Here is a 23,563-nt window from a genome sequence, read left to right on the forward strand (position 1 = left end):
GGGGGATGGCCGCAGCGGCATGACGCCTTGCTCCGATGGCGGCAGGTCCGTCCTGTGGAGCGCTTTCCCGCAAGTACCAACGATCAAGAAGGGCTGATGCTATGGACACGTTCTTCAAGTTCCAAGAGCGAGGTACCACCCTCAAGACCGAGATCCTTGCAGGTGTGGTCACGTTCATGACGATGGCGTACATCATCTTCGTGAACCCCGGCATCCTCTCGGCGGCATTCGGTGATGCCGGTGCCGAGTGGATCCCCGCACTTGCCACCGCGACCGCGCTCGGTGCTGCCCTCATGTGCCTCGCGATGGGGCTCATCGCCAACCGTCCACTCGCGCTCGCCTCGGGCATGGGCCTGAATGCGGTCGTCGCATTCAGCATCATCCTCGGAGCCGGCGTGCCGTGGCAGGTCGGCATGGCGGTGGTCTTCGTCGAGGGCATCGTCATCCTGCTGCTCGTGATGACAGGCCTGCGCGAGGCGATCATGAACGCGATCCCGATCAACCTCAAGCGCGCGATCGGCGTAGGCATCGGTCTGTTCATCACCTTCATCGGCCTGGTCGACGGCGGACTCGTGACCGCCAACCCGGCAACCCTCGTCCAGCTCGGCGACTTCAGCAATCCCGCCGTATGGGTCACCCTGATCGGTCTGGTCGCGATCTTCGCTTTCATGGCGCTCAAGGTGAAGGGCGACATCCTGTGGGGCATCCTGGTCGCCGCGGCGGCCGCACTCATCTTCGGCGTCACCGAGCTCCCGAAGGAGATCGTCGCGACGCCTGACTTCCGCACGTTCTTCGCCCCGTTCCAGCAGGTCGACGGCAAGATGGCGTTGCTCCACCTCTTCACCCCGACGCTGCTGCTCTTCGTCTTCGCCGTGATGCTGACCGACTTCTTCGACACCATGGGAACCGTGCTCTCCGTGGGCGAGCAGGCAGGCTTCGTGGATGAGGACGGCAAGGTGCCCGGGATCCGCAACATCCTGGCTGTCGACTCGATCGCGGCTGCCGTAGGCGGCCTCTTCGGCGCCAGCTCCATCACCACGTACGTCGAGTCCGCCGCAGGTGTCGCAGAGGGCGGCCGTACGGGCCTTACCTCGGTGGTCACCGGCCTTCTCTTCGCACTGACGGTGTTCTTCACGCCGGTGATCGCGATGATCGGTGGCTCGACCTCCATAACCGCTGGCGCGCTCATCGTGGTCGGCTTCCTGATGATGACCAACATCAAGGAGATCCCTTGGACCGACTTCGAGAACGCCTTCCCGGCATTCCTCGTTATCGTCGGCATACCGCTGACCTACAACATCAGCTACGGCATCGGCCTCGGGTTCATCAGCTTCGTGCTCATCAAGCTGCTCCATGGCAAGGCCCGGGAGATCCACTGGCTGATGTACATCACGAGCGTGCTCTTCGTGATCGCGTTCGTCCTGCCCAGCATCCAGGCTGCGATAGGCTAGGAGGCGCACGTGGCACAGCGCACGATTCAGACTGACGAGAAGCTGCCCGTACTGCAGGCTATACCGCTTGCACTCCAGCACCTCATGGCCATGTTCGGGGCAACGGTCCTCGTTCCTATACTCACCGGGCTCGATCCGTCACTGGCCATCATGACCTCAGGTGCCGGCACGATCCTGTACCTCATCCTCACCAGGAACAAGATCCCGAGCTACCTCGGCTCCTCGTTCGCCTTCATAGGCCCGATCGCCGCCGTAGCCGCAACAAAGGGGATCCCCGAGGCGCTCGGTGGCCTGGTGGTCGGCGGTCTGCTCTACGTGGTGGTCGCACTGATCATCAAGGCGTTCGGAACGGGTTGGCTGAACAAGGTCCTGCCTCCCGCACTCGTCGGAGCCGTGGTCATCGTGATCGGACTCGGACTTGCGGGTGTGGCCGTCGGCATGGCGACCAACGGAGGCGGGGACGCGTTCGATCTCAAGAACCTTATCGTCGCCCTCGTCACACTGGGCGCGGCGATCGCGTTCTCAAGCTACTTCAAGGGCTTCTTGTCCACCATCCCGGTGCTGCTGGGAATCGTGGTGGGGTACGTCTTCGCTGCATTCATGGGCATGGTCGACTTCCAGCCCGTCATCGATGCCGCGTGGATAGGCCTGCCGACGCTCGTGTTCCCCAAGTTCGACGTCGGTGCGATCCTGATCATCGCTCCAGTGGCGCTGGTCGTCATCATCGAGCACATCGGGCATCTGCTCGTCGTCAATGAGATCGTCGGCAAGGACTTCACCCCGATGTTGCCTGAGTCTCTCGCCGGAGACGGTCTGGCCACCGCGCTCTCCGCAATGGTGGGCGGCACGCCATCCACCACGTACGCCGAGAACATCGGGGTCATGGCGGTCACCAAGGTGTACGCGACCCAGATCTTCTGGTACGCGGGTGCGTTCGCATTCGTGATCGGTGGATTCGTGCCCAAGCTCAAGTTCCTCATCCAGTCGATCCCGGTGCCGGTCATGGGCGGCATCTCGCTCCTCCTCTTCGGCCTCATCGCAAGCTCGGGGCTGCGCATGCTCGTGGAGAGCGGGATCGACTACAGCCACAGCAGGAACCTGATCCTGTCCAGCGTCGTCCTGGTCGTCGGTATCGGCATGGAAGCCACCGGCACCACCATCCCCATCGGCGAGTACGTCCTACCCGGCATGGCCACCGCGACGTTCCTGGGCATCCTGCTCAACCTCGTGTTGCCCAAGGAGTCCAAGGGGCTCGCTGTGGACTCGCCGGACTTCTCCGCGGAGTGGCAAGAAGAAGCGGCTGAAGCGTAGGAACGCATCACGGGGGAGCGGATGCTCCTCTCTAGAAGCGGCCCCGGGGCGGGTGGGACCTCCCCGGGGCCTACGCTTGCCTTTTGCTCTACCATTTGTGATACTGCTCACATCGTGCGGATAGGATGCCGTCACGCTAGAGGGGCACTTGGCTGGAGGGGGGACTCCGCATGCCCGAGGAAGATGCACCTATCCGACGCACCCCGTACGAATGGGGACGCCTGATACTCACCAACATCGTGGTCGTGGGGATTCCCACGCTCGTCTACTACTTGCTGCGGGTGAGAGGCTACGACCTGTTCTGGCTGCACATCACCATCGCGGCCGTCTTCATGCTCACCGCACTCGAGCTCATCTGGGAAGCGCTCGTGACGGTCGCCCGGCGCAGGGCGGCGGCCGATCCCGACGCGCGCGGCGTGTTCCACTGGGTGGCCCGTATGATGGGATTCGGCGGTGGCCGGCTCAGGCTGGCCGACCTGCCACCCGTCCCCCCGGTGACGTTCATAGTGGCCGCCTTCCTGCCCAACGAACGGCACATCATACTCGCCACCATCAGACACCTGCTGTCCGAGGTGGAGCGACCTGCGGCGGGGTTCGAAGTCATTCTTGCGTACAACACTCCGACCGATCTCCCGGTGGAGAAGGAGCTCCGTCGTCTCGCCGACGGCGACCCGGCGTTCCGTCTTCTCCGCGTGGAGGGGAGCGAGTCGAAGGCCGAGAACGTGAACGCGGCCCTTGCGGTCGCCACCGGTGAAGTCACGTGCATCCTCGACGCCGACCATCACCCGTGCCCCGACTGCCTCGCACGCGCGTGGCGCTGGCTCCACAACGGCTACGACGTGGTGCAGGGGAGAAGCGTCATCAGCAACCACGACGTGAACTTCCTCACACGGATGATCGCCATCGAGTTCGAGCAGATCTACTCGGTCAGCCATACGGCGCGGTCGCTGACACTGGACACCGCGATATTCGGCGGATCCAACGGATACTGGCGCACCGAGGTCCTCCGTGAGATCGGGTTCGATGTCACGATGATGACCGAGGACATCGACGCGTCATCCAGAGCGATCCTCTCCGGATACAGGATCGCGCATGACAGAAGCATCATCTCCGAGGAGCTGGCTCCCACGACCTTCCACGCGTTCTGGTGTCAGCGGAAGCGCTGGGCTCAGGGCTGGCTGCAGGTCAGTCTTAAGCACCAGCTGGCCTTCTGGAAGACTCGCTACCTCACGCTCTCGCAGAAGGTCCACTGGACCTACCTTCTCCTGTACCGAGAGTTGTACCCGATCGTCACCCTGCAGATCTTCCCCGTGATCTTCAGCCTTCTCATGTACCAGGGTTCGATGCCGATGCGAACACACTGGTTCTTGCTGCTGAGCACCGTCATCACCCTGGCGAGCGGACCGATCGCGACCGTCTCGGCGGTACACAACGCACGCGGGCGCTACCCGTCCTGGTACGGCGTCGTGTATGCCGTTTGCATCATCTGGTTCGTGATGGTCAAGAACGCGATCGTGCTCATCGCCATCTACGACCAGTTGTTCAAGAAGACAGACTGGGTCGTCACACGACGGGACATCTCGCACGAGCTCGAGGCAGAGCTCGCTGAGGCTCCTGCCTGACATACGACACGACTGTCGCCGTGAGGCATCCCCGGGACTCGCGATCAGCCCTCGGTTGACAGAAGTCGTCCCTTTGCCTATCCTCGTCGGGTTTGTGCGTTTCGTCACACTACGCTGTCCGGCGGTAGCCCGCTGCTCAGCGACAAGGGGATCCGAGGGGGAGACACGATGCGAGTGATCCGTCTGATCGTGCAGATCATTCTGGCCGCGATGGGCTGGGTCCTGTTCGCGTGGCTTTGGTGGCGCGCGATCCAGTACGGTCCCACGGAGGTGCACCTGCGGGGCACTCTGATCGTTGCGATCATCGATCTCGTCATCGTGTCCGCCACCATCCTGTGGATCATCTGGAACAAGGACATCTACCGCCGGAAGGGGGCGCGGACCACCGTGCCTCCGGTCGAATTCGACTACGCGGTCGATGCACTCGGCACTCCCGTTCATGTACGCGTGCCGGGCGATGGCAGCGCCCGTTCCATCGTCATAGACATCGCTGATGACCGGGGACGACCCCTCAAGGTGTTCACGAGCGCAGAACCGGCAGCCGTGGCGGTAGGTGAGGCCTGATGCTCGGTCTCATTCAGTCCTTCGCTGATCACCCCGTGTACGACGTGATGATGGTCTTCTTCGCCATGTACCCGCTGTTCACCTCGATCATGTGGGCGGTCACGGCCATCATCAGCGCCTTCAGACGAGAGAGAAGCTCCAAACTCGACTTCTACGAGGTGCCCGAAGAGGCTCTGCCCAGTATCAGTGTCGTGATACCTGCACACTCCGAGGGAAGGATCATCGCCAGCACCCTCGAGAGGATCCTCGAACTCGACTATCCCGATCCGCAGGTCATTGTCATAAGCGATGGCTCTGACGACGACACGGTGGAGAAGGCGCATGCGTTCCTGACCGACGAGCGCGTGACCGTGATCGACAAACGCGTCAACGAGGGCAAGGCGATGGCCATCAACGATGCCATGGTGTTCGCTAGCGGAGAACTCGTGCTGGTGATGGACGCAGACGCCTATCCGGAACCCGATGCGCTGCGGTGGATGGTGCCTCACTTCATCCGCAACCCGCGTCTCGCCGTGGTCACGGGGAACCCCCGGGTACGCAACACGGACAGGCTGCTCGGCAAGATCCAGGCGGTGGAGTTCTCGTCGATCATCTCTCTGCTGAAACGCGCCCAGGTCGTCTGGGGGCGGATCATGACCGTTTCCGGCGTCATGGCGCTCTACCGCAAGAGCGCCCTCCAGGATGTCGGTCTGTTCGTCCACGACTGCGCCACCGAAGACATCGCCACGTCCTGGGAGTTCCAGCGCAAGTTCTACGATATACGGTACGAGCCGCACGCCATGGCGCGGATGCAGGTACCGCCGGGACTCCGGTCCTTGTGGAACCAACGCCTGCGTTGGGCACGGGGTCTGGCGCAGGTGCTCAGACGCAATGTCGATATCTGGAAGAGCTGGAAGAACCGACGGCTGTTCCCGGTCTACGTGGAAGCGGTGCTGTCCATCGCCTGGGCGTACTGCTTCGTGATCCTCACCAGCATCTGGATCCTCAGTTGGGTCCTCGGTGCGCCGCTCCTCGGCGCGACCCCTGTGCCCACCTGGTGGGGCATGCTGATCGGCACAGCAGCGCTCTTCCAGCTGCTCGTAGGCGTACTCATGGATCGCCGGTACGACCCGTCAGTCACCAAATACTACCTGTGGGCGGCGCTGTACCCGCTGATCTACTGGATCCAGATGTCGATCATCACCGTGATCGCAACGCCTTCAGGGATCCTGCGACCGAAAGGTCCTGGTACCTGGAGGACGCCGCGTACCTCCGAATGACCACCTGGACATCGCTAACGAGAGGCTTTGGGGCTGCCGCACTACTCCACGCTACGCACGATAATGTATCTTATGTTCTTTTTACTGATACCTGCCCAGGAGCCTCAAGGATGAGCCTATCCCCTCAGGCTTCACTCTCCGGGAAGTAGCGGTCCTCGAAATCCGACTTCGTGAGGTCGGCCAACTCGAGCTCGACCTCGTCCATCCATGAGTGTGCCTCGGCGGGATCGTCGAACGTCGCAAGCGGTGTCGTGCGTTCCTCTTCATCAAGGGTGACCGCCTGTACCTCGTACCGCTGGTCCTCATCGAGCTCCAGTGATGGCGCCCGACGGTACAGGACGTCGTCGCGCCACTCCAGGTCGAGCCCGTCGGTGGTATCGATAGCGAACACGCGTAGTCTGTAGAAGTCGGCCGCTCTGCCGATGATCTTCTTCATCGTGGCCCCTTACGGTCGCACGAGCTCACTGTAAGCGCCGCCTCCGGCGACCCACCCTTCGTTCCCGTCAACGTCCCGCACCTGATACCACCCGTTCGACGCGTCGAGGTAGACGAGCAGCTGTCCGCCATCAAGGGTCGTGATCACCTCTGACGCCGTTGTGGGCTCTGCACGCAGATTGAGCCCCTGCGTCTTCACCCGCACGTATGGCTCCCCGGCCGGGATCGAGATCCCGTCCGGGCCGATGATGGGTTCCGGCCCCTCGGGCGTGACGACGGGCTCCTCGGTCCCGGTCTCAGTCCCCGACGCGTCCGGTGTGCCGGTCGGCTCGACGGTCCCTGTGGCCTCCACTGCCGGCGTCTCCCCGGTCTCTGCCTCGAGACGGAACTCGCTCCAGAACGAGAGCGCCACCGTGATCACGGCGATCAAAGCTATCCACGGCACGACTACCCGCAATATCCGCACGATGATGTTCTGCTCCGGCGCATCGTGCCAGTCGTGCGGTGGCGGCCCGTAGGCATGCGGATCGGCGCCCACTCCGTCGTCCCACTCGTCCTGGTGTCTCATATATACAGCCCTCCGCCGTATACTGATGGATCCGTGACGTTGTACCGCTCGGCGAGACGTGCGATCTCTGCGGACGCATCCTCGAGGGCGCTTCTCACGCGCGCGATGTCAAGGCCGGCTAGCGCATCCAGGGCGTCCTCCCCTTCCGCGTCCCCTACCCGTGCCGTCTCTTCTGCAAGCATACCCGCAGTACCGCACAGGGTGTCCGCAAGCGGCCAGAGCCGTTTGGGCAGGGCGATATCCTTGAGTTCGGCATGCTCGAGCTGCATCCGATCCGCGATCGCCGCGAGCGCTTCACGCTCATCCGAACCACGCGATACGAACGCGGCAAGAGCGTCACGCTCATCGTCAAGCAATGCCGACAAGACGGCTTCTGTGGTCTTGAGGGCGGATGCGACCGCCTCGCGATGCCCCGTGAGGGTCACGATGTAGTGGCGCACCTGACGGCGCCACACAACGCGCGCCAGCAGCACCGTGATCATGATGAGGGCCGCCGCAACCGCGCCTATGACGATATACGGAACGTACTCCTGCACGACGTGCGCCCTTCGACCGCCGGACTTAGAATCGCGTTCGATTGTCCACGACGTGGCGGGCTTTGCCCACGGACCGTTCTATAGTACCAGGCTCGACGAGCGTGACCTTCGCCTGCAGTCCCACGACCGACGCGATCCGCTCGGCGACCTGCTTGTTGAAGGCCACCATGTTCCGCATCACATCCGAGAACATCGCGGGTGACACCTCTATGCGCACCTCGAGCGTGTCCATGGCGCCATCACGGTCGACCACGATCAGGTAGTGCGGCTCGACGCCCTCCACAGCCAGCAATGCGTCCTCGATCTGGCTCGGGAAGACGTTGACGCCACGGATGATGAGCATGTCGTCGGTGCGCTGCCGGACCTTCCGCATGCGAGCGTTCGTGCGCCCGCACTCGCACGGCTCGGTGTCCATCCGCGTCAGGTCGTGCGTGCGGTACCTGAGGACCGGGAACGCCTCCTTGGTGAGCGGGGTGATGATCAGCTCCCCTTCCCCACCATCGGGGACCGGCTCGCCCGTCATCGGATCCACCACCTCGAACAGGAAGTGGTCCTCGGCCATATGCAGACCGCACTGGTGCTCGCACTCTCCGCTGACACCGGGGCCCATGACTTCTGACAAGCCGTAGTTGTCGGTGGCCAGGATCCCCAGACGCCGCTCGATCTCCTCCCGCATCCCCTCACCCGACGGCTCTCCACCGAACAGTCCGAGCCGGAGGGGCAGCGCGTGGATGTCGATACCGATCTTCTCGGCCACCTCGGCGATGTAGAGGGCGTAGCTGGGCGTGCCCACGATCACGGTGGTGCCGAAATCCTGCATCATCATCAGCTGGCGTTCGGTGTTGCCCGACCCGGCCGGGAACACCGTGGCCCCGATGCGCTCGATGCCGTAGTGCATGCCCCAGCCGCCGGTGAACATGCCATACAGGAACACCATCTGCACCCGGTCGGCGGGGACCACGCCCGCCGCCGAGGCGATGCGCGCCGTCAGCTCCGTCCACGTGTTGAGGTCACCCTTCGTGTAGCCGACGACGATCGGCTTGCCGGTCGTGCCCGACGATGAGTGCACCCGCACGACCTGTTCGAGGTCGACGGCGAACATGCCGAACGGATAGGTGTCGCGGAGCGCGGTCTTGTCGGTGAACGGCAGCAGCCGCACGTCAGCGAGCGTCTTGATGTCGCGCGGCTTCACGCCGCGACGATCGAGCTCGTCCCGGTAGTACGGCACCCGGTCGTAGACCCATGCGACCGTCGACTGCAGCCGGCGGAGCTGCAGGGCTGCCAGCTGCTCGCGGGGCATCGTCTCGTATTCGGTGTTCCAGATCGGCATCCCGGGTCACTCCCTCGTCTCTGGCCGTCCGCCAAGGTACGCATGGCGCACCTGGTCGTCCTCGATCAGCTGCTGCGCAGGTCCGTGCAACGCTATCTGCCCGGTACGCATCACGTACCCGCGGTCCGCATGCTTGAGCGCAAGTCGTGCGTCCTGCTCCACCAGCAGGATCGTGAGCCCCTCGGCGCGCAGGGTGTCAAGGGCCCCGAAGATGGCGGCGATCACCCGTGGCGCGAGGCCGAGCGACGGTTCGTCGAGCAGAAGCACCTCGGGACGGCTCATGAGAGCTCGCGCCACCGCAAGCATCTGCTGTTCCCCGCCGGAGAGCGTCTCGGCGGGCTGGCCACCGCGCTCGGCCAGCACAGGGAACAACGCACGCACACGCTCAAGGTCCTCACGCACGGACGGGTCGCGAGCCGGTCTCGAGTGAGCGCCCACGCTCAGGTTCTCGTCTACTGTGAGCGGCCCGAAGAGCATGCGGCCCTCGGGCACCAGTGCAAGCCCGCGACGTACGAGGCGCTCGGGTGGGACGCCGGTGATCTCGTCCCCGCCGAGGCGCACCACGCCCGCCGTGGGGCGCAGGAGGCCGGCCACGGCCTTGAGGAGCGTGGACTTGCCCGCCCCGTTGGAGCCGATGAGAGCCACGAGCTCGCCGGGCGCCACATGAAGGGAGACGTCATCGAGAACGCGGACGTGACCGTAACCGGCGCTCAGCGATTCGATCGTCAGCTCAGCACCCACCGGGCTCACACTCCTCCCCCAGGTACGCTTCGATCACGACCGGGTCCTTCTGTATGAGCAGCGGCGGGCCCTCGGCGATCTTCGCCCCGCGGTCGAGCACCACGATCTCCTCGGCGACCTCCATCACGAGGCCCATGTCGTGCTCCACCACCACGAGGGTGACGCCGTCGTCCCTGATGCGATACAGGGCTTCGATGAGCGTCCGTGTCTCCGCGCCGTTGAGGCCTGCGGCGGGCTCGTCGAGGAGCATCAGGCGTGGCCTGGTGGCGAGAGCGCGCGCAATCTCCAGCAGCCGCCGGGTGCCATGCGGCAGGTCGCTCGCCGGCGCCTCCGCGCGCTCCTCAAGCCCCACCACACGGAGAAGATGGTAGGCGCGTTCACGCATCGCGCCCTCGGCGGAGCGAACGCCGATGCGCAGCGCGGACCTCACGAACCCTTGCGGGACCTCCAGGTCACAACCCACCCGTACGTTGTCGAGCGCGCTCATCTCCTCGAAGAGGCGGGTGTTCTGGAACGTGCGCGCAATGCCGCGACGGACGATCGCGTCGGGCCGTTGGCCGGTGAGGCGCTCGCCATCGAACGTCACGGCTCCCTCGTCAGCGCGGTCGAAGCCCGTGATCAGGTTGAAGAGCGTGCTCTTGCCCGCGCCATTGGGTCCGATCACCGCCTTGATCGAGCCCTCGTACACGTCGAACGAGACGCCATCCACCGCAGTGAGACCGCCGAACCGTCTCGTCACGTCACGGATCGCGAGAAGGCTCATGTCCGCACCTCTCCCGCCCCGGCAGGCTGCCGCGACCATGCGCGTCTGATCAGCCCTCCGATGCCGGCAGGCGCGAAGATGACCACGAGTATCATCGCGATCCCGTAGATGTCGGTCTCCCAATCCTGCAGCACGGCGACCGTCCCCTGGCTGAGGCCGGGGATCAGAGCGTCGGCGTATGGCAGCAGCGTAAGGGCGATGGCCGCGATCACCGGTCCCGCGAGCGAGCCGGTACCGCCGACGACCACCATCGCTACGAGGATGACCGACTGCTCGAGACCGAACGTCGTCGGCGAGATGAACCCCACGCTGTGCGCATACAGAGCACCCGCCAGCCCAGCAAGCCCCGCAGAGAAGGCGAATGTGCGTACCTTGAGCGACACCGTGTCCACGCCACACGCGAGAGCGCCGCTCTCCGTTGCGTGGAGCGCCTGCATCGCGCGTCCGGGGCGGCTCCGCACGATGTTGGCGACCACCACCAGCACCGCTATCGCCACGCCCCACACGAGCAGGTACGTGCCGAGCGGCGTATCGATGGCATAGCCGGCCACCTCGGGATACGCGATGCCGCCCAACCCGTCGTTCCCGCCGGTGATGTGCCTGGCCTCCCGGAACACCACGTGCATGATCTCGGCGAATCCCAGCGTGGCCATCGCAAGGTAGTGACCGTGAAGGCGAAGCGCCGGCAGCGCCAGTACCAGACCTCCCGCCGCTGCCAGCAGCGTTCCGGCGGCTACGCCCGCCAGCCACGGCATGCCGAGGGAGCCCACCAGGTAGGCGGACGTGTACGCACCGATGCCCACGAATGCCGCGTGACCCATCGATATCTGACCCGCGTACCCGAACAGCAATGCGAGGCCGGCGATGATGATCACGTTCACGCCGACGTAGACCATGACCTTCAGCACGTACCGTTCGGGACTGACGAGCGGGACGGCCGCCACCAGCAGCCCCACAAGGAGGACCGCGGAGTACGGTGCGCGCAACAGGCGCCGGAGTGTGGCCTTGATCGCCGTCACACCTTCTCCCGCCTCGCGCGGCCGAACAGCCCCTGCGGGCGCACGAACAGCACCACGAGCAACACCACAAGGGAGATCGCGTCTTTGTAGGTGGACGAGACGAACGCCACCGACAGGCTCTCAAGCAGCCCTAACACCAGTCCTCCGATGACGGACGCCACCGGGTTGCCGAGGCCCCCCAGGATCGCTGAAGCAAAGCCCTTCACGCCGATGGTCGCCCCCGCATCCCATGCGGTCTGCGTGAGCGGGGTGACGGCAACGCCGGCGAGCGCACCCAGCGCGGCCGCGATCCCGAAGCTCACCATCACCACACGTGCGGTATCGATGCCCATGAGGCGCGCCGCGTCGTGACTGATGGACGATGCCCGCATCGCGCGGCCGAGCTTGGTCTTGCGGTAGAGCACCGCGAGGACGACAACCGCGATGACGGTAAGACCCCATACCCACAGCGCCTGGCGCTCGATCGCCACGCCGGCAACGTCGATCGACGGACCCGGTGTGAACTCGGCGAGCGTGAGCTCATCCGGGCCGAACAGGTGCCTCGCCAGCGACTTGAACACCATCGAGCCGCCGATCGTGATGATGATGAGCACGATGGGGCTGGCAGAGCGCTGCGGCCGCAGAGCGACACGCTCGAAAGCGATCCCGATCGCGGCCGTCATGATGACGGCCGCGATGCCGGCAAGCGGCAACGGCAGGCCGAGCCCGGCGAAGAACACCGCCAGCACGCCGCCCAGCATGAAGAACTCGCCCTGCGCGAAGTTGATGATCCCGGTGGATCCGTACACGACGGTGAAACCGAGCGCCACCAGCGCGTATATGGACCCGCTCTTCAGGCCCGCTATGACGTACTGGAAGAACTCGGCGGCTTCCATCGCCTAGCGGTCCAAACGCCAGGTGCCGTCCTCGATCACGTACATCACCATCTCGTCCCGTGTGAGGCCGTTGTGGTCGGTGGCCGAGTACGTGAACGTGCCGTCGATACCGACCCAGCCGGATGTCTGCTCAAGCGCGTCACGGACCTGTTCCGACGTCACATCACCGGATCCCAGGCGTTCAAGCGCATCGGCGATCAGTCCGATCGCATCGTACGCATGCCCGGCGAAGATGTCCGGGGGCGTGCCGTACGCCGCTTCGTAGCGCTCGATGAAGTCGGTGGCCACCGCGTACGCCTCCGTACCTTCGCCGAACGCCTCGGGGACAAGGATCTTGCCCGTGCCGAGGCGGACACCCTCGGCGGCCTCACCCGCGCCGTCGATGAACTCCTGGCGCGCGATGCCGGATCCGCCGTACAGCGGCTGCTCCATGTTGAGCTGGCGGGCGTTGCGCGCGATGATCGCCGCTTCCTTGCCTGCCGCCCAAATAAGCACGGCATCCGGTTCTGCTGCCCGGATCTTGGTGAGCTGGGACGTCATGTCGGTATCACCGGCGTTGAAGGTCTCGTCGGCCACGATGGTCACTCCCGCGTCTGCGGCCGTGGCGAGCACGATGTCTCGACCGTCGACTCCGTAACCACCCGTGTCACTGATCAGACCGATCGTGGTATGACCGGCCGCGGCCATCTCCTCGAGCACGAACGGGATGACGATGCGGTTCGGCCACGGTGTCTGGAACACCCACTCGGAGAAGTCGGCCGTGATGACCGACCCGCCAGCCATGGAGACGATCGGCACCCTGGCACGTTCGGCGTCGGACCGCATCGCCATCGTCTGGCCGGTACCTGACGCTCCGATGATCGCGAGCACGCCCTCTTCGTCGATGAGTCGTACGGCGGCCGCCTGCGCCTTGGCGGCGTCGGTGGCATCGTCCTCGTAGACCACCACGAGCTCCCGGCCGTTGACGCCACCGGCAGCGTTGATGCGTTCCACCTCAAGATCGATCGCGCGCTGCTCGGGTATCCCGAGCCCCGCGTAGGTTCCCGTGAGCGAGAGCACCGCACCGATGCGGTACGGCTCCCCTGCCCCGCCTGCTCCGGCATCGCCTTCGCTCCCGCCGTCCGCTGCGCACCCGCCGACAGGCAGGCATGCCACGGTGAGCATGAACGCTGCGGTCAGCGCCAGCACCTTCGTCGGCTTCATCGCAACCGCTCCTCCCTCATTCGCGCTCGCCAGGCGTGCGCCCCGTCACTGCGTCTACTCCCCTACCGCGCTCAGGTCATCCTGCGAGACAAGCTTCACCGGCCGGTCTCCCAGCAGGTGCAGCGCGCGGTCCACGTCACCCACGTTGAGCACCACGAACGTGGCGACGAGGGAGTAGACGTACTCGATGTTCACGCCTGCCGATGACACGATCTTCAGCACCTCGGCGAGACCGCCGGGCCGATCCGGCAGGTCGATACAGATCACGTCGTCCATGCGGACGGTGAAGCCGTCTCTCGCGAGCGTGTCACGGGCTTCTTCCGGCTTGTCCACAACGAGCCTGAGGATCCCGTAGTCGGCGGTGTCAGAGACCGAGAAGCCACGGATGTTGACGCCCGCCTCCCCCAGGATGCCCGTCACCTCGCTCACGCGACCCGATTCGTTGGCGATGAACACCGAAAGCTGCTTGACGACCATCCGATCCATCACAGAGAGCACACCCCTTCAGCACACGCGTCCCTTCCGAGATGGAAGGCACGCAGGTTGGCCTCCACGGTCTTGGGCGGTACCCGGTCGCTGATGACACGCTCCCATGTGGGCACCTCGAACGGCAGTGCGTAAGAGGCGGCGCCCATGAGGACGATGTTCGCCGAGCGCGGACTCCCCGCCTCGCACGCGAGCGCTTCCGCATCGAGGAATATGGCGCCCTCGCCCACCAACGCCTCCTCAAGGCCCTCCGGCGCGGGCATGTCGCCTATCAACACAGGCAGCGAGTCCACCGTGCGGCGGTTCACTACCAGCGTGCCACCCGGTCTTAGATAGGTGAGCGTGCGTGCGGCCTCGGTCATCTCGAACGCTATCAGATGGTCCGCCATGCCCGGATCGACCACGGGAGAGAACACCGTCTGGCCGAACCTGACGAACGTCTCGACGGAACCGCCGCGCTGCGCCATGCCGTGGACCTCGGAGAGCTTCACGTCCATCCCCTCGGCCACGGCGACCTTGGCCAGCACGTCGCCCGCGAGGATCGTGCCCTGCCCGCCCACACCCGCGAGCACCACGGTGGTCATCATCATCGTCCACCCCCGAGATCACACGATGGGCCGACACCCACGATGGCGTCGTACCGGCACACCTGGACGCACTGGCCGCAACCGACGCAGGTAGCTGTGTCGATGACCGCCCGTCCGTTCTCGTCGCGCGAGATCGCCGGGCAGCCCAGACGGACGCAGGAGCCGCACTTGGTGCACAGCTCCTCGTCCACGGCGTACGGGTCGTGATGGTCCTTGATGAGAAGCGCGCAGGGCGCCTTGGAGACGATCACACTGAGATGGTCGGCAGCGGTCTCCTCACGCAGGACGTTCAACGTGGCATCCAGGTCGTGCGGGTCGACCGTGCGCACCGACCCGGCCCCGAGGGCCAGGCAGACCGCATCAAGGTCGATGGCGGGGGCGTCGGAGCCGTCGATGAACACACCGTTGACCGGGTTGCCCTGGTGGCCGGTCATGGCGGTGGTGCGGTTATCCAGAACGATGACCGTGCCCTCTGAGCGCGCGTAAGCCATGTGGAGCAACCCGGTGAGTCCCGAGTGCGCGAAGGTCGAGTCACCGATCACGGCGACGACCGGTCGCTCCACCGACCCCGCCAGATCCATGCCGTGCGCCATTCCGATGCTCGCGCCCATGCAGACGCAGCTGTCCATGCCGTTGAGCGGGGGCAGCGTGCCGAGCGTGTAGCAGCCGATGTCACCGGTCACCACTGCCCGCACCTTGCCGAGGGCGTAGAACAGTCCCCGGTGCGGACACCCGGGACACAGCAACGGCGGCCGTGGCGGCAGGCCGTCAACAAGCTCCCGGCGCGACAACGGCGGCGCACCGAACGCCTCGGCCACGATGCGCGGCGACAGTTCCCCGCGCCGCGGCAGGTCGACCTCTTCCACGTCGATGCCGAGCGCCCGGACCCTCATCGTCAGGTGGCGATCCAGCTCCTCCACCACCGCGACCCGCTCCACCCTCGACGCGAAGTCGAGGATGAGTTGTGCGGGCAAGGGTACCGTCAACCCGAGCTTGAGGACCGATGCCTCAGGCAAGGCTTCACGTACGTACTGATACGCGATACCTGATGTGATCACGCCGAGGGACTGACTCCGCTCCTCCGCCCGGTTCACCTCGGCGGTGGATCCGTACGCGGCGAGCGCCTCATCCCGCGCGGCGACATCCCTGAGTCGCACGCGGGCGTTGCCCGGCATCATCACGTACTTGCGCGCATCGCGTTCGTAGGGGCGTGTCGCCACCTCGGTCCGCGACCCGGCGGTCACCAATCCCTTGCCGTGGGATATGCGCGTGGTGAGGCGGACGATCACCGGGACGTCGAAGCGCTCCGAGATCTCGAACGCGGCCCGGGTGTACTCCAGGGCTTCCTGGCTGTCCGACGGCTCGAGCACGGGGACCCGTGCGCCCACTCCGTGGTTGCGCGTGTCCTGCTCGTTCTGTGAGCTGTGCATGCCGGGATCGTCGGCCACCAGGTACACGAGCCCGCCCGTGACGCCGGTGTAAGACTGCGTATACAGCACGTCGGCCGCTACGTTCAGGCCGACGTGTTTCATCGTCACCAGAGCGCGAACGCCGCCGAGCGATGCGCCCCCGGCGACCTCCGCCGCGACCTTCTCGTTGGGCGCCCACTCACAGTGAACGCCTTCGTACTTCACGAGATTCTCCAACACCTCGGTGGAAGGCGTACCGGGATACCCGACGCCGACGGAAGCGCCGGCTTCCCACGCGCCGCGTGCGACAGCTTCGTTGCCGGACATCAGTGTGCGCGCCACAACCACCTCCAGGCGGATTGCTTACCGGAGAAACGCCGAGATTGGTGGATTCTAGCACAGCACTGATGCGTGCTCAGCCGGGCTCATACGCCCCGTGAGACCTACAGGCGGGAGGCGCCCACGTAGTCTTGGCTCCTGGTGATGCGACCCGTGAGCGAGTCTATGCGGACGACCGCACCCGTATAGGGCGCGTGCAAGTAGTTGCCGTCACCCACGTACATCCCTACGTGGTGCACGCGCGACGGGTCCCCGCCCGTCCCGAAGAACACAAGATCGCCCGGCTGCAGCAGGTCGAGACGGTCCGGGGCGATGTGCTGACCAACCGCGTACTGCGCGCGACTCGTCCTCGGCAGCATGACGCCCACCTGGCGGTAGGAGTACTGCATCAGCCCGGAGCAGTCGAATCCGGCCGGTGACGCGCCACCCCAGACATACGGGACGCCGAGGTACTGAAGAGCGATGTCCACGACGCTCGCGTTCCCGGAGCCGAGCGAGCCCGGGTCGGCCGCGTCTCTGCCCGCCGACGTCCCGCCTCCGGCGGAGCCGCTTGCCGCCGCCTCAGCCGCCCTCCGTGCGGCGGCCGCTTCGGCCGCCTGGCGAGCGCGCTCGGCCTCCAGCTCCCGCAGACGCTCCTCCTCCTCGGCGATGAGCGTCTGTACGTCGGCGTCCAGCCGGGCCACGAAACGCTCCTGGCGCGCGATCTCCTCCTCGATGGCGCTCGCGCGCACCTCGGCCTGCGTCTGCAGCGCCACCTGCTCTGCCTGGCGCTGCTCGAGCGCCTCTGTCGTGGCCTCCACACGCGCCTTCGCATCCTTCACGTCGGCGACCGCCACCGCATCGGCCGAGTTGATGCGGCGCATGAGCTCGAAGCGAACGATCAGGTCGTCGAAGCTCTGCACTCCGAGAAGGAACTCTATGGCGCTCGTCCCGCCCGAACGGTAGATGTTCGCCGCACGGTCTCCAAGCGCCGTCTGTGCGGTCGCAAGCCGGCGGCGCGCAGCCTCGAGCTCCTCGTGCGCGATCCTGATCTCCTCACGCGTTGCCGCCACGGCCTCGGTGATGGCGTTGTACTCCTCCACCTGCACCTCAAGGTCCGCACGCATGCTCTCGAGCTCGGCGTTCGCGGCATCCGCCTGCGCCTGTTTCTGCTCGATCTCGGGGGTGGACGGCACGGCATACGCGGCAGGGATACTGAACACGAGAGAGGATGCCACCGCCAGGGCGACCGTGATGATGCGGCATCTCTGCCAACTGGCGAAGGACATGCTACCTCCGAGCTGCGTCGGTATGGTGTGTCGAGAGGTCGGAACGGGTCGCCACCCAGCGGTTCCTGCAAGGAAGTATAGCACATGACCTGCGGTTATGCTTCTGGTACAGTTATCAGACGTGTCCCGTTCTGGAGATCGGACCCGATGCGACCGGTACGTACGTCACGGCGCGCCTACTGTGCGGCAGCACTCGCAGCGATCATCGCGCTGGCGGGCCTTCCGGCGTTCGCCACGGAGTCCACGACCACCCCGTCTCCCGACGCCACGTCCCCGGCCCGCGTCGACCCTCCGCTTGCTGGCCTCTCCAACGAGGTCGCTGCTATACGGGACGAGTTGGACGAAGCCGCTGCGCGCGCTGTCGATCTCGAGGCGCAGATCGAGGATCTCGACGCCGACGCGCGGGCCCTCGAAGAACGCGTCGCCATCACCCACGAGCGTATCGTCGCGCAACGCATCCTGGTCTCTGAGTCGGAGGAGCGGCTCGCGCTTGCCGAGGAGCGTTTCCATGATCGTCTCGTCGAGACGTACAAGCGCGGAACGTTCAACCCGCTGTCGATACTCCTCTCCTCCGACACGCTCACAGACCTCATCTCACGCGTGGATGTGCTTACCCGCATCGCCGAGGGAGACAGCCAGGTCGTCGCCGACCTCAACATCGCAACCGCTGATGCGCGCTACCAACAGACCCAACTCGAGGACCTCCTCGCCCAGGACCGCCTCCTCAAGCAACAGCAGGACGAACGCCGGGATCGACTGGCATCGCTCCTCGCCGAGCAGAACGCCCTTGTCGAACGGCTCACCGAGGAGGAGCGGTCCGTGCTTGCGCAGATCCGCACGCTCACCGCACAGGCGCGTCGCCAGTGGCAAGGCGCCTCCATCCCGGTGGGGACCGACATCCCACGTGCTTACGCGACCGTGGACACACAGCCGGATGCCAGGTACCTCATCTCGGCCTACATGCCGCGGGAGTACCGCTCCACCGGCGAACGGTACTCCGCCGTCTGTAGCTGGTACGGACCCGGGTTCAACGGCAGGAACACCGCGTCGGGACAGGTCTTCAACCAGGACGATCTCACGTGCGCGTCGCGCACACTCCCCTTTGGGACCGTGCTCGCGCTCACGCGCGGCGACCGCCGCGTGATCGTCTACGTGAACGATCGAGGTCCGTACGTGGCAGGCCGCGACCTCGATCTCTCGAAGGCCGCGGCCGCCGCACTCGGTTTCTCGGGCGTCGCGACGGTGCAGGTGGAAGTCGTCACCGCCGTACGCTGAGTGCCCCCAGAGGGGCCGATGTCACTGCACGTGGATGAGCGATACCACCTTGGGATCCCCGAGCTTGGCACGGCCCTGAAGGAAGTCGAGCTCCAGCAGGAACGCGAAACCGGCCACCGTGGCCCCCATCGTGTCCACGAGCGCGGCCTTTGCCGCAGCAGTGCCACCGGTGGCGAGCACGTCGTCCACGATCAGGACCACGTCACCGGGGCCGAACGCATCAGTGTGGACCTCGAGCGAGTCGGTGCCGTACTCGAGCTCGTACGTATGAGCAGTCGTCGACCACGGCAGTTTGCCCGGCTTGCGTGCCGGGACGAACCCCGCTCCGAGCCGGTACGCCAACGCGCCGCCGAAGATGAACCCCCGCGCCTCCGCCCCCATGACCTTGGTCACGCCTGCGTCGGCATACGCCTCGGCGATGGTGTCGATGGCCGCCCTGAACCCCTCAGGGCTCGCCAGCAAGGGGGTGATGTCCTTGAACACGATGCCCTCTTTGGGGAAGTCCCTGATGTCCCTGATGTACTGCTCGAGATCCACGCTTGGCTCCTCACTCTCTCCGTCCGCCACGCGGGTCCGCGCGGCGGCTGCCGATCAGGGGCGCCTAGAGTCTGGCGCCCAGCATATCCAACTGGCTACGAGTGCCGAAGGCGACCACGTGGTCGCCGGGCAGGAGAACGCGGTCGGGGGCCGGATTGCTGTCGATGACGCCCCCTGTCGCCACCGCCATGATATACGCGCCGGTCGCGTCGCGGATCCTCGAATCCCGGATGGAGCGGCCCACGTACTCCGACCCCTCACGGACTGTGTACGCCTCAAGGCGGAACTCGACACCTTCGCTGTGACTCACCAGCTCGAGGTAGTCGGTCACGAACGGATCCGTGACACTGGCTGCCATGCGGCGGCCACCGATCACGTTGGGCGTCACGACCCTGTCAGCACCCGCTCGCAGGATCTTCGATTCCGAGGCGACCGTGGACGACCGGGCGACGATGAACAGCGACGGGTTCATCCCGCGAGCGCTCATGGCCACGAAGAGGTTGTCCGCGTCGGTGTCGAGCGCGGTCACGAGACCCTTGGCGCGAAGGACCCCCGCCGCCTCGAGCGCCTCCTCCGTGGTGGCGTCACCGCTCATGTACAGCCAGCCCCGCTCGACCGCTTCTTCCTCGCACCCCTCGCACTGGTCGATCACAACGAAGGGCACGCCCTGCTCGTCGAACGCCGTGGCTACCACCGAGCCGACCCGCCCCATACCTGCGACGATATAGTGTCCCGAGAGTTCCTCGATGCGCTTCTTCATCCGGCGCCCCTCCATAAGCTCGGTCAGGTGACCCTCTACCATGAACTCGGCGATGATGCTCACGGAGTACGCGATGCCGCCCACACCGGCTGCGATCAACGCGACCGTGAACAGCCGCCCCTGCGTGGACAGCGGCGCGACCTCCCGGAACCCCACCGTGGCGACCGTGATGACGGTCATGTACAGGCTGTCGAGGGCATCCCACCCCTCGATCAGCATGTAGCCCGCCGTACCGGCGGCGAGGACCGCCACCAACAGTACCGCGGCTATCGCCGCACGACGCATCATGCGCTCCACACCTCATCCGTGAGCGTGGCGACGTACGGAAGCGTGCGCCACAGACCGCCGAGATCGAGTCCGTAGCCCACGAGGAACCGGTCAGGCACCGCGAAGCCGCGGTACTCGATGGGCAGATCTGCGAGTCGGCGGGCATCCTTGTCGAGCAGGGTGCACACCGCGATGCTCGCCGGCTTGCGCTGCCGCAGAACCCTCAGGAGGTAGTTCAGGGTGAGGCCGGTGTCGATGATGTCCTCCACCACGAGCACATCGCGACCCTCGATGGCATCGTCAAGGTCCTTGGTTATCCGCACCGAGGCGGCGGCGTCGGGACCGTACGCGGAGATCGACATGAAGTCGAGCGTCAACGGCCGTTCGATGGCGCGGCAAAGGTCGGCCAGGAACATCACGCCGCCCTTCAGCACGGTCACCAGAGCGAGGTCACGATCTTCGTAGTCGGCGGTGATCTCAGACCCCAGCCGTCGGACAGCCGCCTGGATCTCGACGGAATCGTGCAGCACACGCTCTATACGCGAGTCGGGGAAAGTCATGCTCATGACCGCTCGCCGCCCTCATCGCGCGCTCCGCGCTCCTTCACTGCGGCGCCGTGGTCTGCGTCCAGCCCTCCGCCCTCGGAATGGTCCCTCGATCGCACCGGGATGCCGTACTTGAAGAGGAGCTTACGGAAGTCCTTCTGATAGAGGATCTTGATGGACACCTCGGGATAGAGCTCCTTGAGCCGACGGACCTTGCGGTTCTTCTTCGTGACCAGCTTCTGACTCATCGTGGTCAACTCGATGTAAAGGTCGAACTCCGGCAGATAGAAGTCGGGCGCGAACGACGCGAGCACGTTGCCGTGCCGGTCCCATTCGAGCGGGAAGGTCGTGGGCTCGTACTCCCACGCGATACGATAGAAGTCGAGTATCTGGGCAGCGACGCGTTCGCTCGGATGCGCGAATGCGATGCTCGCGACCCGCTCCGAGACGGGCAACCGCTGTTCGAGATCGTCAAGGCGTTCGTCGGTCATCGTGTTCAGTTGACATCCTCGAACAGGCGGCCCACGGAGCGGCGGAGCATGTGCTCCTTCAGTTGCCCGGAACCCTTCATCAGTTCAGCAAGCGTCTCGAGCAACCGCTGTCGCGCCTCGGGAGTGCGGTGGCGCATGGCCGGCATGAGGATCTGCTGGAAGAACGTGGCCTCACGTTCGGCGAACGTCTCGTACATGCGCAGGTGACGCGGCTCGATACCGAACCGCCTGAGGTCCCAACATGTGTGGGCGACGGCCACATCGGGGCCGGCGAGCTCGTCGCCGTGATCCCCTTTCACCAGGGTGACGATCCCGTACGAGGCGAGTTCGCGGACGAACGCGGTAGGGAGACCGAGCACCTCGGGCGCGCGCTCCACAGGCACGGTCTCGGCGTCTTCGAACGGAAGCGACATCGGCTCCGTCTTCTCGATGGCGGGACGGAGCTCGGCGGGCACTTTGCCCTTGTCGAGGTCGTCCAGCTTCTCACGGATGACCGCCAGCGGCATGAAGTGCTCCTTCTGCAGCCGCAACACGAGTTCGAGCCGCTGCACGTCCGCCGGGCGGAACTTCCGGTAGCCGCCGGGTGTCCTCTCGGGTGCGATCAGCCTCTCGTCCTCCAGGTAGCGCACCTTGGAGATCGTCAGGTCGCCGTAGGTGTCTGACAGCGTCTCGACCACTTCTCCGATGGTCTTGTAGTCGCGGACCTTGGCTGCCATCTAGGCAGCACCTCCTCCGCACACGAAAACCATCTGGAACCGTCCGATCTGGACCGTATCACCACTGCTGAGACGGGCTTCGCTCACGACCTCCTCGTTCACGTACGTACCGTTCAGCGAGCCCGCGTCCACCAGCCTGACCTCGTCGGCGTTCACGAGGAGGCGCGCATGGTTGCGCGAGACGGTCACGTCGTTGAGGAAGATGTCGCTCTCGGGATCGCGGCCGATCGTCAGCTCAGGACGCTCGAGATAGAACCGCTCCCCTACCTCGATGCCCTTACGCACGATCAGAACCGGGACCTCGCTCGCGGCGATCTCGGTCTCGTAGACTGCCGTCGACGGCTCCGAGACCACCTCGAAGGATGCTGTGGCCCCTTCGATCTTGACCCCGCATGAAGGACAGACGGCGTCCTCAGGCGTGAGTGCGGCGCCGCATTCGGGGCATTGGCCCATCATCACCATCTCCTGCCAGAGTCCTGCCGCGACACGCCGGACGTCAGTCGAGTAGGCCGAACTCCCGCGTCTTGAACGACTGTGCGATCTGGGTCTCGAGAGCCTCGAGCACGCCCGGGTTCTCCAGCACCTTCACGAGCCGCTCCTCGCTGAGGCGGTTCTTCACGTACGGGTCGTTCAGAGCCTCGGTGAGCTTGCGCCCGCCCTTCACCTCGCGGATGACGTACTCCACGACCCGCTCCTCGACACCGTCGATCGAGATCTCGTTCAGGAACTCGTGGATCTTCTCCGCAACACTCGCCACGCGGGCCTCCTTCGCTTCTGCGGACGTGCGTCCGTGCTCGCTTCTCAGTCTTCGTCGTCTTCTTCGTCCCAGACGTCGTCATCAGTCACATCGAACCGGGAGACTCCTCGCAGGTCGTTCGCGAGTATCTCTATCAACCTGTCTATGTCGCTGCCGAGGATGTCCCCTTTGCCCTCGGAACGGTCTTCCTTGAGCCGACGCACGAGCTCGGCGCGCAGTATGTCGATCTTGCCGTGAAGCACGCGCCTCCGGTAGCTGACCTTCTGCTCTTCCTCGTACAACTCATCGAGCAGTCCGCGCAGCTCATCGACCGTACGATCACTGAGATTCAGCAGCGCGTCGTCGGATGCACCTCTGTCCCCCACGAGCCCACCTCCAACAACCTCACCCGCATGCCACTGGTCGGGAAGATTGTAGCACGCGCTCCTGTCACGACGGGCTTGACCTCG

Annotated in this window: 27 protein-coding genes and 1 pseudogene; 6 read left to right on the top strand and 22 right to left on the bottom strand. The window is 65.2% G+C overall.

From position 1 onward, the window contains the following. The first annotated feature begins 101 nt into the window (after positions 1 to 101). The 5 genes from MSB02_RS01885 (at position 102) to MSB02_RS01905 (ending at position 6,207) form a co-directional block, all read left to right on the top strand. Positions 102 to 1,451 (top strand): NCS2 family permease, encoded by a 1,350-nt coding sequence (locus tag MSB02_RS01885; protein ID WP_267193519.1) that lies wholly within the window; start codon positions 102 to 104, stop codon positions 1,449 to 1,451. A 9-nt stretch (positions 1,452 to 1,460) separates the two neighbouring features. Continuing rightward, a complete protein-coding gene (locus MSB02_RS01890) occupies positions 1,461 to 2,762 on the top strand; it encodes a solute carrier family 23 protein (RefSeq protein WP_267193520.1) in 1,302 nt (433 codons plus the stop codon). Between the two features lie 170 nt (positions 2,763 to 2,932). Then, positions 2,933 to 4,384, top strand: a complete 1,452-nt coding sequence (locus MSB02_RS01895; RefSeq protein ID WP_267193521.1) for a glycosyltransferase — start codon at positions 2,933 to 2,935, stop codon at positions 4,382 to 4,384. Between the two features lie 168 nt (positions 4,385 to 4,552). Beyond that, positions 4,553 to 4,948 (top strand): hypothetical protein, encoded by a 396-nt coding sequence (locus MSB02_RS01900; protein ID WP_267193522.1) that lies wholly within the window; start codon positions 4,553 to 4,555, stop codon positions 4,946 to 4,948. Further along, the gene (locus MSB02_RS01905) at positions 4,948 to 6,207 is read left to right on the top strand and encodes a glycosyltransferase (RefSeq protein WP_267193523.1); all 1,260 of its coding nucleotides are present in this window, start codon (positions 4,948 to 4,950) and stop codon (positions 6,205 to 6,207) included. Before MSB02_RS01900 ends, MSB02_RS01905 begins: the two co-directional genes overlap by 1 nt. A 124-nt stretch (positions 6,208 to 6,331) precedes the next feature. On the opposite strand, the gene MSB02_RS01910 is transcribed toward MSB02_RS01905, so the two are convergent. The 14 genes and pseudogenes from MSB02_RS01910 to MSB02_RS01970 all read right to left on the bottom strand — a co-directional run bounded on the left by MSB02_RS01910 (position 6,332) and on the right by MSB02_RS01970 (position 17,766). Next, positions 6,332 to 6,643, bottom strand: a complete 312-nt coding sequence (locus MSB02_RS01910; protein WP_267193524.1) for a hypothetical protein — start codon at positions 6,641 to 6,643, stop codon at positions 6,332 to 6,334. Positions 6,644 to 6,652: 9 nt separating this feature from the next. Then, on the bottom strand, positions 6,653 to 7,210 hold the full coding sequence (locus tag MSB02_RS01915; protein ID WP_267193525.1) for an SH3 domain-containing protein: 558 nt from the start codon (positions 7,208 to 7,210) through the stop codon (positions 6,653 to 6,655). Further along, positions 7,207 to 7,746 (bottom strand): hypothetical protein, encoded by a 540-nt coding sequence (locus tag MSB02_RS01920; RefSeq protein ID WP_267193526.1) that lies wholly within the window; start codon positions 7,744 to 7,746, stop codon positions 7,207 to 7,209. Before MSB02_RS01920 ends, MSB02_RS01915 begins: the two co-directional genes overlap by 4 nt. A gap of 25 nt (positions 7,747 to 7,771) precedes the next feature. After that, positions 7,772 to 8,161, bottom strand: coding sequence for a phenylacetate--CoA ligase family protein (locus MSB02_RS10570; RefSeq protein WP_407653146.1), 390 nt, complete (start codon positions 8,159 to 8,161; stop codon positions 7,772 to 7,774). Positions 8,162 to 8,233: 72 nt separating this feature from the next. After that, positions 8,234 to 9,076: pseudogene (locus tag MSB02_RS10575) on the bottom strand (phenylacetate--CoA ligase family protein); the annotation flags it as partial. 6 nt (positions 9,077 to 9,082) lie between these two features. Continuing rightward, complete coding sequence (locus MSB02_RS01930; protein WP_407653138.1) at positions 9,083 to 9,826, bottom strand: ABC transporter ATP-binding protein; 744 nt, start codon at positions 9,824 to 9,826, stop codon at positions 9,083 to 9,085. After that, positions 9,807 to 10,580, bottom strand: a complete 774-nt coding sequence (locus MSB02_RS01935; protein ID WP_267193529.1) for an ABC transporter ATP-binding protein — start codon at positions 10,578 to 10,580, stop codon at positions 9,807 to 9,809. Before MSB02_RS01935 ends, MSB02_RS01930 begins: the two co-directional genes overlap by 20 nt. Continuing rightward, on the bottom strand, positions 10,577 to 11,599 hold the full coding sequence (locus MSB02_RS01940) for a branched-chain amino acid ABC transporter permease (RefSeq protein WP_267193530.1): 1,023 nt from the start codon (positions 11,597 to 11,599) through the stop codon (positions 10,577 to 10,579). Before MSB02_RS01940 ends, MSB02_RS01935 begins: the two co-directional genes overlap by 4 nt. After that, positions 11,596 to 12,474, bottom strand: coding sequence for a branched-chain amino acid ABC transporter permease (locus MSB02_RS01945; RefSeq protein WP_267193531.1), 879 nt, complete (start codon positions 12,472 to 12,474; stop codon positions 11,596 to 11,598). The genes MSB02_RS01940 and MSB02_RS01945 overlap by 4 nt, the downstream gene beginning before the upstream one ends. Positions 12,475 to 12,477: 3 nt before the next feature. Then, positions 12,478 to 13,677: an ABC transporter substrate-binding protein gene (locus tag MSB02_RS01950; protein ID WP_267193532.1), complete on the bottom strand. Its 1,200-nt coding sequence runs from the start codon at positions 13,675 to 13,677 to the stop codon at positions 12,478 to 12,480. 54 nt (positions 13,678 to 13,731) lie between these two features. Beyond that, the gene (locus tag MSB02_RS01955; RefSeq protein ID WP_267193533.1) at positions 13,732 to 14,163 is read right to left on the bottom strand and encodes an ACT domain-containing protein; all 432 of its coding nucleotides are present in this window, start codon (positions 14,161 to 14,163) and stop codon (positions 13,732 to 13,734) included. Continuing rightward, complete coding sequence (locus tag MSB02_RS01960; RefSeq protein WP_323748480.1) at positions 14,163 to 14,753, bottom strand: indolepyruvate oxidoreductase subunit beta; 591 nt, start codon at positions 14,751 to 14,753, stop codon at positions 14,163 to 14,165. The genes MSB02_RS01955 and MSB02_RS01960 overlap by 1 nt, the downstream gene beginning before the upstream one ends. After that, entirely contained in the window at positions 14,750 to 16,486 is a 1,737-nt protein-coding gene (iorA, locus tag MSB02_RS01965) for an indolepyruvate ferredoxin oxidoreductase subunit alpha (protein WP_267194104.1), read from the bottom strand. Before iorA ends, MSB02_RS01960 begins: the two co-directional genes overlap by 4 nt. Positions 16,487 to 16,602: 116 nt before the next feature. Then, the gene (locus tag MSB02_RS01970) at positions 16,603 to 17,766 is read right to left on the bottom strand and encodes a C40 family peptidase (RefSeq protein WP_267193534.1); all 1,164 of its coding nucleotides are present in this window, start codon (positions 17,764 to 17,766) and stop codon (positions 16,603 to 16,605) included. Positions 17,767 to 17,913: 147 nt separating this feature from the next. On the opposite strand from MSB02_RS01970, the gene MSB02_RS01975 reads away from it, so the two are divergent. Then, positions 17,914 to 19,041: a septal ring lytic transglycosylase RlpA family protein gene (locus MSB02_RS01975; protein WP_267193535.1), complete on the top strand. Its 1,128-nt coding sequence runs from the start codon at positions 17,914 to 17,916 to the stop codon at positions 19,039 to 19,041. Positions 19,042 to 19,062: 21 nt separating this feature from the next. On the opposite strand, the gene MSB02_RS01980 is transcribed toward MSB02_RS01975, so the two are convergent. The 8 genes from MSB02_RS01980 to MSB02_RS02015 form a co-directional block, all read right to left on the bottom strand. Beyond that, positions 19,063 to 19,578 carry an adenine phosphoribosyltransferase gene (locus tag MSB02_RS01980; protein ID WP_267193536.1) on the bottom strand — a complete coding sequence of 172 codons (516 nt, stop codon included), beginning with the start codon at positions 19,576 to 19,578 and terminating at the stop codon, positions 19,063 to 19,065. 64 nt (positions 19,579 to 19,642) lie between these two features. Then, positions 19,643 to 20,626 carry a potassium channel family protein gene (locus MSB02_RS01985; RefSeq protein ID WP_267193537.1) on the bottom strand — a complete coding sequence of 328 codons (984 nt, stop codon included), beginning with the start codon at positions 20,624 to 20,626 and terminating at the stop codon, positions 19,643 to 19,645. Continuing rightward, on the bottom strand, positions 20,623 to 21,171 hold the full coding sequence (gene hpt / locus MSB02_RS01990; RefSeq protein WP_267193538.1) for a hypoxanthine phosphoribosyltransferase: 549 nt from the start codon (positions 21,169 to 21,171) through the stop codon (positions 20,623 to 20,625). The genes MSB02_RS01985 and hpt overlap by 4 nt, the downstream gene beginning before the upstream one ends. After that, complete coding sequence (locus MSB02_RS01995) at positions 21,168 to 21,641, bottom strand: PDDEXK family nuclease (RefSeq protein WP_267193539.1); 474 nt, start codon at positions 21,639 to 21,641, stop codon at positions 21,168 to 21,170. The genes hpt and MSB02_RS01995 overlap by 4 nt, the downstream gene beginning before the upstream one ends. Positions 21,642 to 21,646: 5 nt before the next feature. Next, a complete protein-coding gene (gene ftsR / locus MSB02_RS02000; RefSeq protein WP_267193540.1) occupies positions 21,647 to 22,357 on the bottom strand; it encodes a transcriptional regulator FtsR in 711 nt (236 codons plus the stop codon). Continuing rightward, positions 22,358 to 22,813, bottom strand: coding sequence for an FHA domain-containing protein (locus MSB02_RS02005; RefSeq protein ID WP_267193541.1), 456 nt, complete (start codon positions 22,811 to 22,813; stop codon positions 22,358 to 22,360). A gap of 40 nt (positions 22,814 to 22,853) precedes the next feature. After that, a complete protein-coding gene (locus MSB02_RS02010; RefSeq protein ID WP_267193542.1) occupies positions 22,854 to 23,114 on the bottom strand; it encodes a hypothetical protein in 261 nt (86 codons plus the stop codon). A 44-nt stretch (positions 23,115 to 23,158) separates the two neighbouring features. Further along, entirely contained in the window at positions 23,159 to 23,479 is a 321-nt protein-coding gene (locus tag MSB02_RS02015) for an RsiG family protein (RefSeq protein ID WP_267193543.1), read from the bottom strand. Between the last annotated feature and the right edge of the window lie 84 nt (positions 23,480 to 23,563).

The sequence above is a fragment of the Anaerosoma tenue genome (assembly GCF_023161965.1).
Lineage (GTDB): Bacteria > Actinomycetota > Coriobacteriia > Anaerosomatales > Anaerosomataceae > Anaerosoma > Anaerosoma tenue.